At 71.7% G+C, this 11820-nt stretch carries 11 protein-coding genes; 8 read left to right on the top strand and 3 right to left on the bottom strand.

Going from position 1 to position 11820, the window contains the following annotated elements:
• Positions 1 to 36: 36 nt before the first annotated feature.
• Complete coding sequence (locus BMX97_RS00615; protein WP_244538206.1) at positions 37 to 1251, bottom strand: UbiH/UbiF family hydroxylase; 1215 nt, start codon at positions 1249 to 1251, stop codon at positions 37 to 39.
• Between the two features lie 141 nt (positions 1252 to 1392).
• Here BMX97_RS00615 and BMX97_RS00610 point away from each other — a divergent pair, with 141 nt between their 5' ends.
• The gene (locus tag BMX97_RS00610) at positions 1393 to 2367 is read left to right on the top strand and encodes a quinone oxidoreductase family protein (protein WP_091744396.1); all 975 of its coding nucleotides are present in this window, start codon (positions 1393 to 1395) and stop codon (positions 2365 to 2367) included.
• A gap of 60 nt (positions 2368 to 2427) precedes the next feature.
• Positions 2428 to 3057, top strand: a complete 630-nt coding sequence (gene pncA / locus BMX97_RS00605; protein WP_091744394.1) for a bifunctional nicotinamidase/pyrazinamidase — start codon at positions 2428 to 2430, stop codon at positions 3055 to 3057.
• 294 nt (positions 3058 to 3351) lie between these two features.
• Here pncA and rimO read toward each other — a convergent pair whose 3' ends face one another.
• Positions 3352 to 4668 (bottom strand): 30S ribosomal protein S12 methylthiotransferase RimO, encoded by a 1317-nt coding sequence (rimO, locus tag BMX97_RS00600; RefSeq protein WP_091744392.1) that lies wholly within the window; start codon positions 4666 to 4668, stop codon positions 3352 to 3354.
• 176 nt (positions 4669 to 4844) lie between these two features.
• On the opposite strand from rimO, the gene pabB reads away from it, so the two are divergent.
• From pabB to BMX97_RS00585, 3 genes are read left to right on the top strand one after another with little or no spacing between them, the layout of a single operon-like run.
• Entirely contained in the window at positions 4845 to 6239 is a 1395-nt protein-coding gene (gene pabB / locus BMX97_RS00595; protein ID WP_091744390.1) for an aminodeoxychorismate synthase component I, read from the top strand.
• Entirely contained in the window at positions 6236 to 6847 is a 612-nt protein-coding gene (locus tag BMX97_RS00590) for an anthranilate synthase component II (protein WP_091744388.1), read from the top strand. The genes pabB and BMX97_RS00590 overlap by 4 nt, the downstream gene beginning before the upstream one ends.
• Positions 6834 to 7679 (top strand): aminotransferase class IV, encoded by an 846-nt coding sequence (locus BMX97_RS00585; protein ID WP_091744386.1) that lies wholly within the window; start codon positions 6834 to 6836, stop codon positions 7677 to 7679. Before BMX97_RS00590 ends, BMX97_RS00585 begins: the two co-directional genes overlap by 14 nt.
• A gap of 181 nt (positions 7680 to 7860) precedes the next feature.
• On the opposite strand, the gene BMX97_RS00580 is transcribed toward BMX97_RS00585, so the two are convergent.
• Positions 7861 to 8088, bottom strand: a complete 228-nt coding sequence (locus BMX97_RS00580) for a hypothetical protein (protein WP_143074529.1) — start codon at positions 8086 to 8088, stop codon at positions 7861 to 7863.
• A 199-nt stretch (positions 8089 to 8287) separates the two neighbouring features.
• Here BMX97_RS00580 and BMX97_RS00575 point away from each other — a divergent pair, with 199 nt between their 5' ends.
• The 3 genes from BMX97_RS00575 to BMX97_RS00565 are packed head-to-tail and all read left to right on the top strand — an operon-like array spanning position 8288 to position 11815.
• Positions 8288 to 9883, top strand: coding sequence for an ABC transporter substrate-binding protein (locus BMX97_RS00575; protein ID WP_091744382.1), 1596 nt, complete (start codon positions 8288 to 8290; stop codon positions 9881 to 9883).
• A 10-nt stretch (positions 9884 to 9893) separates the two neighbouring features.
• Positions 9894 to 10904 (top strand): ABC transporter permease subunit, encoded by a 1011-nt coding sequence (locus BMX97_RS00570; RefSeq protein ID WP_091744380.1) that lies wholly within the window; start codon positions 9894 to 9896, stop codon positions 10902 to 10904.
• A complete protein-coding gene (locus BMX97_RS00565; protein ID WP_091744378.1) occupies positions 10904 to 11815 on the top strand; it encodes an ABC transporter permease subunit in 912 nt (303 codons plus the stop codon). Before BMX97_RS00570 ends, BMX97_RS00565 begins: the two co-directional genes overlap by 1 nt.
• Positions 11816 to 11820 lie beyond the last annotated feature (5 nt).

Below are 11820 nucleotides of genomic sequence, written 5' to 3'. Positions count from 1 at the left end.
GGGATGACCCCGAGGGTGTGAGAACGCCGGGGATACTCACCCCCGCATCAGGCTCGGCGTCCCCAGCCGCGGGGTCACGCCCTCGCGCATCACCAGGCGGCGCAGGGGGGCGATGGTCGAGAGGGCGAGCAGCCCCGCGCCGCGGGCGAGATCGCTCGGCAGGAAGGCGGTGAGCAGGCTGCGGTTGAGGGTGTCGACCGCGCCGGTGCGCAACCGGGCATCGAGGGCCCGGCCGCGGGCGAAGCCCGCCAGCACCGCCTCCGAGCCGGGATCGCGCATCCCCTCCACCACCGCGTCGCGCAGCGCCGCGGCATCGCGCAGGCCGAGGTTCAGCCCCTGCGCGCCGATCGGCGGGAAGACGTGGGCGGCCTCGCCGACGAGCGCCAGCCGCGGCCCGACCGGGCGCGGCACCGAGAGGCCGCGCATCGGCACCAGGCCCCGCGGCCCGTCGATCCGCATGGCACCCAACATCGACTGCGCCTGCCGCTCGATCGCCGCGGCGAGCGCCGCGTCGTCGAGGACGCTCAAGGCCTCCGCCCGCGCCTCGGCCGAGACCCAGACCAGGCTCGAGCGGCGCCCGCCCGGCAGCGGCACCAGGGTGAAGGGTCCCTCGCGGGTGTGGAACTCGGTCGAGACCTCGCGGTGGTCGCGGGCATGGGCCAGGATCGTGGTCAGGGCCTTCTGCGGATAGGTCCAGCGCCGGGCGGCGAGGCCCGCCGCCTCGCGCAGGGGCGAGGCGCCGCCATCGGCCGCGACGACGAGGCGGGCGGCGACGCGGCCGCCTCCGTCGAGCGCCAGCACCGTCCGGTCGGCCTCGACCGTGCGGCCGGCGGCGTCATGCTCGACGAGGGTCAGGTCGGGCACCGCCCGGGCGCGGGCCCGCAGGGTCTCGACGAGGCGGGCGCTCTCGACGTTCCAGCCGAAGGCGTCGAGGCCGATCTCGCGGGCGACGAAGCGGGCCGGGGGCGGGCGAAACAGGCTGCCGGTGTCGTCGATCAGGTGCATCTCGGCGAGCGGCGCCGCCTGCGGCTCCAGCGCCTCCCAGGCACCGAGCGCGCGCAGCAGCCGCACCGAGCCGTCGAGGAGGGCGACGGTGCGCCCGTCGGCCACGGGGGCGTGGCGGCCGACGAGGGCGGTGCGCACCCCGTCGCGGGCGAGCGCCAGGGCGGTGGCGAGGCCGACCGCGCCGGCGCCGACCACCGCCACGTCGTAGAGGGGTCCTTCGGTCTGCGGGTCGGCGGTCTGGCTCACGACGGCGGTCCTCGATCGATGCGTGCGGGAGATCTGGGTCATGCAGGGCCGGTCCGCCATCGCGGCCATTGCCGCAGGCCGGCCGCCACCTATGATCCGCCGGGAGATCAAGACCAAGAGACACGGAGACGGGAGCGGACGATGCCCAAGGCGATCCGGATTCACGAGTACGGCGGCCCCGAGGTGATGCGCTACGAGGACGTCACGGTGGGCGATCCCGGCCCCGGCCAGATCCGGGTGCGCCAGAGCGCGATCGGCGTCAACTTCATCGACATCTACTTCCGCTCCGGCCTGTACAAGGCGCCCCAGCTGCCCTTCACCCCCGGCAACGAGGGCGCCGGCACCGTGGTGTCGGTGGGCGAGGGCGTCACCGGACTCAAGCCCGGCGAGCGGGTCGCCTACGGCTCGGCCGCCGGCACCTACGCCGAGGAAGTGGTGATCGACGCCAAGTCCGTGGTGCGCGTGCCCGACGGCATCGACGACGACACCGCCGCCGCGATGATGCTGAAGGGCCTGACCACCCAGTACCTGCTGCGGCGCACCTACCGGGTCCAGCCCGGCGACACGATCCTGTTCCACGCCGCCGCCGGCGGCGTCGGGCTGATCGCGACGCAATGGGCCAAGCACCTCGGCGCCACGGTGATCGGCACCGTCGGCTCGCCTGACAAGGTCGCGCTCGCCCGCGAGCACGGCTGCGACCACGTCATCCTGTACCGGGACGAGGACTTCGCCGCGAAGGTCAAGGAGATCACCGGCGGCAAGGGCTGCCAGGTGGTCTACGACGGCGTCGGCCAGGCGACCTTCCCGGCCTCGCTCGATTGCCTCAGGCCGTTCGGCTATTTCGTGAATTTCGGCAGCGCCTCGGGGCCGGTGACGCAGTTCGACATCAACCTCCTGGCCCAGAAGGGCTCGCTCTACGCCACGCGGCCGACCCTGTTCACCCACACCGCCGACCGGGCGGTGCTGGACGAGATGGCTGCCGACCTGTTCGAGGTGGTGAAGAGCGGCGCGGTCAAGATCCCGGTCCATGCCCGGGCGAAGCTCGCCGACGCACCGAAGGTCCATGCCGACCTCGCCGGGCGCCAGACGACGGGCGCCACGGTGATGCATCCCTGATAGGCTGACCCTGCGGCATCCGGGACGCCCCCGCCCCGGATGCCCGGAGACCGCGGCACCATGCACCCGACTGAGACCGACCTCCTCCTCGTCATCGACGTCCAGGCCGATTTCCTGCCCGGCGGCGCGCTCGCGGTGCCGGACGGGGACGCGGTGATCGGGCCGATCAACGCGCTGGGGCGACGCTTCCGGCACGTCGTCCTGACCCAGGACTGGCACCCGGCCGGCCATGCCTCCTTCGCGACGAGCCATCCGGGCAGGCAGCCCTTCGAGACCGTGCGGCTCCCTTACGGCGAGCAGGTGCTGTGGCCGGAGCACTGCATCCAGGGCACGCCCGGCGCGGAACTCTCGCCGAAGCTCGACCTGCCCCACGCCGAGCTGATCCTGCGCAAGGGCTACCGGGCGGGGATCGACAGCTACTCGGCCTTCCGCGAGGCCGACCGCACCACCCCGACCGGGCTCGCCGGCTACCTGCGCGAGCGCGGCCTCACCCGGGTCTTTCTATGCGGGCTCGCCACCGATTACTGCGTCGGCTGGAGCGCCCTCGACGCGCGGGAGGCGGGGTTCCAGGCGGTGGTGATGGACGATGCCTGCCGGGGGATCGACCTCGGCGGCTCGCTGGCGCGCGCCTGGGAGGCCATGGCGGCGGCGGGGGTGGAGCGGGTGGGGAGCGGGGCGATCGGGGGGTGAGGATCCAGCCGGTTCGCAAAAAACGCCGGCATCACATCAGCGGCGCTGATTTTCCGGATGAAGCGCGGGTTTTCTCCTCTCCCCGTGGGCGGGGAGAGGGCCATGTCGCCGTTCAGGGGACATGGCTAGCGCAGGCGCCAGCCGGAGCGAGGGTGAGGGGGTCTCGACGAGCGGGACTCCTCCGGAAACACCCCCTCACCCTCGGCTAACGCCTCGCTTTGGTGACGGCAAGGTCACCAAAGCCCTCTCCCCGCCCGCGGGGAGAGGAGGAGATGCGCACGGCCGCTGGGGCCCTTACACCGCCACCCCGTGCAGGTCGTAGGCATCCGCCGACTCGATCTTCACCGTCACGATATCCCCCACCCGGACCGGGCGGCGGAAGGCGACGTGGACGTTGCCGTCGATCTCCGGCGCGTCGTACTTCGAGCGGCCCTTGGCGACGGTCGGGCCGGCGGCGTCGATGATCACCGGCAGGCGCTTGCCGACCTTGGCCTTCTGGAGCTTGAGCGAGACCGCCTGCTGCGTCTCCATGAACCGGCGCTGGCGCTCGGCCTTCACCGCGTCCGGCACCGCCTCGGCGACGGCGTTGGCGGGCGCGCCGCGGACCGGCTCGTACTGGAAGCAGCCGACGCGCTCGAGCTTGGCTTCCTTGAGCCAGGTCAGCAGCTCCTCGAACTCCTCTTCCGTCTCGCCCGGGAAGCCGACGATGAAGGTCGAGCGGATGGCGAGGTCCGGGCAGGTGGTGCGCCAGGAGCGGATGCGCTCCAGCATCTTCTCCTGGTTGCCGGGGCGGCGCATGCGCTTGAGCACCGTCGGGCTCGCGTGCTGGAGCGGCATGTCGAGGTAAGGGAGCACCTTGCCCTCCGCCATCAGCGGGATGACCTCGTCGACGTGCGGGTAGGGGTAGACGTAGTGCAGGCGCACCCAGGCGCCGAGCTCGCCCAGTTCCTTGGCGAGGTCGTAGAACCGGGCCCGCACCTCGCGGTCGCGCCACTGGCTGGTGGCGTAGCGGGTGTCGATGCCGTAGGCGCTGGTGTCCTGCGAGACGACGAGCAGTTCCTTGACGCCGGCCTTCACCAGCTTCTCGGCCTCGCGCAGGACATCCGCCGCCGGGCGGCTGACGAGGTCGCCGCGCAGCTGCGGGATGATGCAGAAGGTGCAGCGGTTGTTGCAGCCCTCCGAGATCTTCAGGTAGGCGTAATGCCGCGGCGTCAGCTTGACGCCCTGGGGCGGGACGAGATCGAGGAACGGGTCGTGCGCCGGGGGCACCGCCTCGTGGACCGCCGCCACCACCGATTCGTAGGCCTGCGGCCCGGTGACCGCGAGCAGGTTCGGGTATTTTTCGCGGATCTCGTCCGGCTGAGCGCCCATGCAGCCGGTGACGATCACCCGGCCGTTCTCCGCCATCGCGTCGCCGATCGCCTGCAGCGACTCGGCCTTGGCCGAATCGAGGAAGCCGCAGGTGTTGACGATCACCACGTCGGCGCCGTCGTGCTTGCGCGCCAGCTCGTAGCCCTCGGCCCGCAGGTGGGTGAGGATGCGCTCGGAATCGACCAGCGCCTTGGGGCAGCCGAGCGACACGAAGGAGATCTTGGGGGCGGGTGCGTTCATGGCGATGAGGGGATGCGGCGCCGGCCCACGGCCAAGGGGGCAGCGAGCGGGATCAAGGATTTAGGGAAGGGTGCTGGGGCAGGGCTCTAGCACAGGGGAGGGCGGGCGTCACGGGGCGGGCCTTCCGACCGACGGACGGCTTCCGCTCTCCCCCCCGCCTCCGCTATCACGGCGCGATGTGGAGCCGCCCGTTTCCCCCGCTCGATCCCGCCGATGCGGCCGCCCGCCTGCGCGGGGCCGGCCTCGGCCGGCTGGCCCTCCTCGACAGCGCGATGCGGCACGACACGCTCGGGCGCCACTCCTACCTCGCCGCCGCGCCGTTCGGGACCTTTCGCGCCCGGGACGGCCGGGCGACCTGGAACGGCGCGGCGGTGCCGGGCCCGCCCCTCGAGGCCCTGCGGTCGGTGCTGGCGCCCTACCGGATCGAGGCCGATCCCGACCTGCCGCCGTTCCAGGGCGGGGCGATCGGCTATTTCGCCTACGATCTCGGCGCGAGCCTGGAGCGGGTGGTGGCGCCGGCCCGGCGGGCCGGCCTCGCCGACGACCTCGCGGTCAGCCTCTACGCCACGGTCGTCGCCTTCGACCATCGGACGGGCACCTGCCGGCTGATCGCCACCGGCTTTCCCGAGACCGATCCCGACGCCCGGGCGCGCAAGGCCGCGCGCGACCTCGACGCCCTGGCGGCGGCCCTAAGCCGGCCGGCGCCCGAGGGTGCGCCGGCCCCGGTCGCGCCGCTCGCCTGGCGCTCGAACTTCACCGCCGAGGCCTATGCCCGGGCGGTCGAGCGGGTGCGCGACTACATCCGGGCCGGGGACATCTACCAGGCCAACATCGCCCAGCGCTTCGAGGCGGACCTGCCGCCGGGCTTCGACGCCTTCGCGTTCTACCGCCGCCTGCGGACGAAGAACCCCGCGACCTTCGCGGCCTATCTCGAGGGCGACGGGCTCACCCTCGCCTCGTCCTCGCCCGAGCGCTTCCTGCGCCTCGATCGCCGCGCGGTCGAGACCCGGCCGATCAAGGGCACGGCGCGCCGCGCGGACGACCCGGCGCAGGACCGGGCCCGGGCCGAGGCGCTCGCCGCCGACCCCAAGGAGCGGGCCGAGAACGTGATGATCGTCGATCTCCTGCGCAACGACCTGTCGCGGATCTGCGCGCCCCACAGCGTCGCGGTGCCGACGCTGTGCGGGATCGAGACCTATGCCGGGGTCCACCACCTGGTCTCGGCGGTGACCGGCACGCTGAAGGAGGGGGCGGACGGGCTCGACCTGCTGGCCGCCACCTTCCCGGGCGGCTCGATCACCGGGGCGCCGAAGCTGCGCGCCATGGACATCATCACGGAGATCGAGGGCGATGCCCGCGAGGCCTATTGCGGGGCGATCGGCTGGATCGGGTTCGACGGCAGCCTCGACACCAGCATCGCGATCCGCACGGTGATGCTCGACGACAACCGGGCCGTGCTCCAGGCCGGCGGCGGCGTCACGCTGCTCTCCGACCCCGAATCCGAGTACCGCGAGACCCTGACCAAGGCCGAGCGGGTCTTCTCGGCCTTCGCGACCGGGGAGGGCGCATGATCCTCGTCGTCGACAACTACGATTCCTTCGTCTTCAACGTGGTGCGCTACCTCGAGGAGCTGGGCGAAGCGGTCCGGGTGGTGCGCAACGACGCCCTCGACGTCGCCGGCATCCGGGCGCTCGTCCCGCAGGCCGTGGTGATCTCGCCCGGCCCGTGCAGCCCGGCCGAGGCCGGGGTGTCGCTTCCCGCCATCCGCGAATTGTCGGGCGCGGTGCCGCTGCTCGGCGTCTGCCTCGGCCACCAATGCATCGGGGCGGCCTTCGGCGGCCGGGTCGAGCGGGCGGCGCGCCCCCTCCACGGCCAGGCGACGGCGATCGCGCACGAGGGACAAAACCTCTTTTCCGGCCTGCCGGCGCCGCTGACCGTCGGGCGCTACCACTCGCTGATCGTGACGCCACAGGCCGCGATGGACCCGCACCTCACGGTCGATGCGGTCTCGCCCGAGGGCGAGGTGATGGCGCTCTCGCATCGCCGCCACCCGACCTACGGCGTGCAGTTCCATCCGGAATCGGTGCTGACCGAGCACGGCCACGCCCTGTTCGGCAACTTCCTGCGCCTCGCCCGGCGCTGGCACGCGGAGGGAGGGGCGGACCGTGCTGTGGCGTGAGGGCGCACTCCACGATGGTACGGTCCTGCCCTTCGACCTCGCCGACCGGGGCCTGCTGCTCGGTGACGGGGTGTTCGACACCGCCCTGGCGCTCGGCGGCCGCGTCGTCGAGGAAGAGGCGCACCTGGCGCGGCTGGGGGCGGCCGGGGCGGCGCTCGGCTTCGCGGTCGACCTCGGGGAGGCCCGGGCGGCGATGCGGGCGGTGGCGGCGCGCCATCCGCGTGCCGCGATCCGCACCACCGTGACCCGTGGGCCCGGCCCGCGGGGCCTGCGCCCGCCGGTCGCTCCTCGGCCCGTCCTGTGGGCCGCCGTCGCCCCGCTGCGACCCGGCACGGCGTTCTCGGAGGTCTCCCTCGGCTGGAGCGCGATCCGCCGCAACGAGACCTCGCCGGCCTCGCGCCACAAGACGCTCGGCTACCTCGACGCGGTGCTGGCCGCCGAGGCGGCGGCGCAGGACGGCCACGACGAGGCGGTCTTCCTCAACACCGCCGGGCGGGTCGCCTGCGCGGGCATCGGCACCCTGTTCGCGGTCTCGGGGCGCGAGGTGGCGACGCCGCCCCTGGACGAGGGGGTGCTCGCTGGCATCATGCGCGCCCGGGTGCTGGCGCTCGCCCCCGGCCTCGGGCTCGGCGCGGCCGAGCGGCCGCTGACGCCCGAGGACCTGGCGCAAGCCGATGCGGTCTTCCTCACCAATTCCCTGCGGCTGGTCGCGCCGGTGCGGCGGATCGGCGGGCGGGATTATGCCAGCGCGACGCACCCGGCGGTGGCGGCCCTGCGCGAGGCCCTGTCGCGGGAGATCGCGCAGGCCTGCGGGATGGCGGTGGAGGGCTGACGGAGCCCGACCCTGCCGCCGTGACGGGGCCGTCCCGGAAAGGCGAGGCACGGAAAATCTCCTCTCCCCCGCGGGCGGGGAGAGGAGGGAACCCGCGCTTCTTCTTTTCCCCGGCAGCCCTGCTTCTGCGGGTGCCTCGCGCCGGTCTACGAGCGATCCGCGCCGGGACCGAAGCCCGCGCTCACTCCGCCTGCCCCGCCATCCGATGGCGCAGCTCCGCCACGCCGACCGCCTCGCGGGCATAGGCGAGGCCGAGCTCGACCCGCAGGGCGCGCAGGGCCTCCTCCGTGTGCCCGGTCGGCAGGCCCCGGCGCCGGCGCTCGTCGAGTACCGCGAGCTGCCGGGCGATGCCGCGACAGGCCTGCGCGACCGTCCGGCACTCCACGGCAGGTGAGGATTCAGGCGCCACGCAGCCTCCGAACCGACCGTCGCAACGGCGGTGCACGCCGACGGTCCGTCCGGAACCAGACACGAGTCCAGGCGCGACCACAATCGGCCGGAGGTTACGCGACTGTGCGTCCCATCGGCGGGGGCCTTGCGAAAAAGATCGGAAACCCGCCAGAAGTGGCGCAAGCAAGGCCGTCAGGCCCTCGATCGGAGAGCAGAGCATGAAGCGCGCGTCCCTGGCGGTGGTTCTCGGTGCCGCGACCGCCCTGGCGGCAACCCTGCCGGCCGGCGCCAAGACGCTGGTCTACTGCTCCGAGGGCAGCCCGGAGAATTTCTACCCGGCGGTGAACACCACCGGCACCTCGTTCGACGCCGGCTCGCAGATCTACTCCAACATCGTCAATTTCGAGCGCGGCACCACCAACGTGGTGCCGGACCTCGCCGAGAAGTGGGACGTGTCGGAGGACGGGAAGACCTACACCTTCCACTTGCGCAAGGGCGTGAAGTGGCACTCCAACAAGATCTTCAAGCCGACGCGCGACTTCAACGCCGACGACGTGATCTTCTCGTTCGAGCGGCAGTGGAAGGAAAACAACCCGTTCTTCCGGGTGACCAGCTCCAACCATACCTACTTCAACGACATGGGGCTGCCCAAGCTCCTGTCGTCGCTGGACAAGGTGGACGACTACACGGTCCGCTTCACCCTGACCGGGCCCGAGGCGCCCTTCCTCGCTGACCTGGCCATGCCCTTCGCCGCGGTACAGTCGAAGGAATACGCCGACGCGATGATGAAGGCCGGCACGCCGGACAAGCTCGACCAGGAGCCGATCGGCACCGGGCCGTTCTACCTGCTGCAGTACCAGAAGGACGCGATCGTCCGGTACCGCGCCTTCCCGCAATACTATGCCGGCAAGGCCGCTCTCGACGACCTGGTCTTCGCGATCACGCCGGATGCCTCGGTGCGCTGGGCCAAGCTCCAGAAGGGCGAGTGCCACGTCATGCCGTACCCGAACCCGGCCGACGTCGACGCGATGCGCAAGGACGCAAACGTCCAGGTGCTGGAGCAGCCCGGCCTCAACATCGGGTATCTGGCCTACAACACCAAGAAGAAGCCGTTCGACGACGTGCGCGTGCGCAAGGCGCTGAACATGGCGATCAACAAGAAGGCGATCATCGACGCGGTCTACCTCTCGACCGGCATCGCCGCCAAGAACCCGATCCCGCCGACGATGTGGTCCTACGACGACGCGATCAAGGACGATCCCTACGATCCGGACGCGGCCAGGAAGCTGCTCGCCGAGGCGGGCCTCGGCAGCGGCTTCTCGATGGACCTGTGGGCGATGCCGGTGCAGCGGCCCTACAACCCCAACGCCCGCCGCATCGCCGAGCTGATGCAGGCCGACCTCGCCAAGATCGGGGTGAAGGCCGAGATCAAGTCCTACGAGTGGGGCGAGTACCGCAAGCGCGCCCAGGAGGGCGAGCACCAGAGCGCGATGTTCGGCTGGACCGGCGACAACGGCGATCCCGACAACTTCCTCCACACCCTGCTCGGCTGCGCCGCGGCGGAGAAGGGCGGCGGCAACATCGCCAAGTGGTGCGACAAGACCTACGACGACCTCGTCACCAAGGCCAAGACCGTCACCGACAAGGCCGAGCGCACCAAGCTCTACGAACAGGCGCAGGTGGTGTTCAAGCAGCAGGCGCCGTGGTTCACCATCGCGCACGCGGTGCAGCTGAAGCCGGTGCGCAAGGAGGTGGTGGACTTCAAGCTGTCGCCGTTCGGCCGCCACACCTTCTACGGCGTCAGCCTCAAGTAACGGCTCTCCCGTGCTCCGCTTCCTCCTGACCCGCGCGTCCCTGGTGATCCCGACCTTCCTGGGGATCACCCTGGTGGCGTTCTTCCTGATCCGCCTGGTGCCCGGCGACCCGATCGAGACGATGGCGGGGGAGCGGGGCATCGATCCGGCGCGGCACGCGGAACTGCGCGCCGAGTACGGCTTCGACAAGCCCCTGCTCGTCCAGTACGGCATCTACCTCGAGCGGCTGGCCCACGGCGACCTCGGCCGCTCGATCAGCACCAAGGAGCCGGTGATCGCCGAGTTCGCCAGCCTGTTTCCGGCGACGATCGAGCTCGGGGTGTGCGCGATCCTGTTCGCGCTCCTCGTCGGCCTGCCGGCTGGCATCCTGGCGGCGCTCCGCCGCAACTCGGTCTTCGACCACGGGGTGATGGGGCTGTCGCTCACCGGCTACTCGATGCCGATCTTCTGGTGGGGCCTGCTCTTGATCCTGCTGTTCTCGGTGCAGCTCGGCTGGACGCCGGTCTCGGGCCGCATCGACGTGCGGTACTTCATCGAGCCGGTGACCGGCTTCCTGCTGATCGACACGCTGCTCTCGGACGAGTCCGGCGCCTTCGCCTCGGCCCTCTCTCACCTGATCCTGCCGGCGATCGTGCTCGGCACCGTGCCGCTCGCGGTCATCGCCCGCATGACCCGCTCGGCGATGCTCGAGGTGCTCGGCGAGGATTACATGCGCACCGCCCGCGCCAAGGGCCTGCCGGCCTGGCGCATCGTCGGGCTGCATGCGCTGCGCAACGCCCTGATCCCGGTCGTCACGGTGATCGGGCTGCAGGTCGGCGTGCTGTTCACCGGCGCGATCCTGACCGAGACGATCTTTTCCTGGCCCGGCATCGGCAAGTGGCTGATCGAGGCGATCGGCCGGCGCGACTACCCCGTCCTCCAGGGCGGCATCCTGCTGATCGGCGCGGTGGTGATGGCGGTGAACCTCATCGTCGACCTCGCCTACGGTCTCGTCAATCCTCGCATCCGGCACGCCCGCTGATGAGCGCCGAGCTTCTCGACACCCCCGCCGCCTCGGCGACCCCGGCCGGCCCGCCGCACCCGCTCGCCGAGTTCTGGACGAGCTTTCGCGCCAACACGGGCGCGGTGATCGGGCTGGCGATCATCGTCGCGGTGTTCCTGATGGCGGTCTTCGCCGACGTGATCGCGCCGCACCCGCCGAACCTCACCAACGACGCGGCCTTCCTCAAGCCCCCGTTCTGGCAGGAGGGCGGCTCGCTGACCTATCCGCTCGGCACCGACGCGATCGGCCGCGACATCCTCTCGCGCCTGATCCACGGCGCCCGGCTGTCGCTGTCGATCGGCGTCGCGGTCGTGGCGGTGTCGATCCTCGTCGGCACGATGCTGGGGCTCGTCGCGGGCTTCATCGGCGGCGCCACCGGCATCGTCATCATGCGGGTGATGGACATCATCCTGACCCTGCCGTCGCTACTCCTCGCCATCGTCATCGTGGCGATCCTCGGCCCCGGGCTGATGAACGCCATGCTGGCGGTCGCCGTGGTGGTGCTGCCGCATTACGTCCGCATCGCCCGCGCGGCGGTGATGGCGGAAAAATCCAAGGACTACGTCACGGCGGCCCGGGTCAGCGGGGCCGGGCCGCTGCGCCTCATGCTGTCGGAGGTGCTGCCGAACTGCGCCGCGCCGCTCATCGTCCAGGCCTCGCTCGGCGTCTCGACGGCGATCCTCGACGCGGCGGCGCTCGGGTTCCTGGGGCTCGGCGCCCAGCCGCCCTCGCCGGAATGGGGCACGATGCTGGCCGATGCCCGCGAATTCGTGCTGCGCGCCTGGTGGGTGGTGACCTTCCCGGGGCTGATCATCCTGGTCACGGTGCTGGCCTTCAACCTCGTCGGGGACGGTCTTCGCGACGCCCTCGATCCCAAGCTGAAGCGGTGAGGCGC

The sequence above is a fragment of the Methylobacterium sp. ap11 genome, from assembly GCF_900110515.1.
Lineage (GTDB): Bacteria > Pseudomonadota > Alphaproteobacteria > Rhizobiales > Beijerinckiaceae > Methylobacterium > Methylobacterium ajmalii.
This window is presented reverse-complemented; position numbering and strand designations above follow the sequence as displayed.